This is a genomic window from Vibrio sp. 1249-1, assembly GCF_033340495.1.
Window position 1 is genome coordinate 1 of sequence record NZ_JAWOWJ010001215.1, and the last position, 507, is coordinate 507.

The window sequence follows — 507 nt, forward strand, 5'->3', positions numbered from 1 at the left end:
CCGCCCCCTAGTTTGTGGCTTAATAGCGAAACAATAATGACTTTTTTCTTTTTTGCTGCGGATACTTACATGGATTCTGTTTTACATCAGTTGCAATTCTCTTTGTCGATCACCGGCCCCATCTGCTTAATGTTGGTGCTTGGCGTTATCTTTAAACGGTTTGGTCTCATCAACGATAACTTTATTGAAATAGGCTCTAAGCTGGTTTTTAAGGTCACGCTGCCAGCCATGTTGTTTGTCAGTATTGTGGCTTCTGAGCATGATTTTTCTGCCGCCAGTGGTTTCATCAACTACGGCGTAGTCGCGAGCATTCTGTTTTTTATTTTCACCTACATGTCCGTTTCTGTTCTGTTTAAATCTTCTCCCGATCAGGGCGTGTTGATTCAAGGTGGGTTTCGCGCCAACACTGGCATTATCGGCATTGCATACGTTGCTAATGCTTATGGTTCACAGGGTGTCGCATTAGCTGCTCTTTATGTCGCCATCACCACGTTTATCTACAACGTT

Annotated in this window: 1 protein-coding gene; it reads left to right on the forward strand. The window is 43.8% G+C overall.

Annotation, left to right across the window (positions count from 1 at the left end; genetic code table 11):
- Window positions 1–69 precede the first annotated feature (69 nt).
- Window positions 70–507 (forward strand): AEC family transporter (locus R7Z50_RS31345; RefSeq protein ID WP_411979553.1); only part of this gene is annotated, 438 nt, incomplete at its 3' end.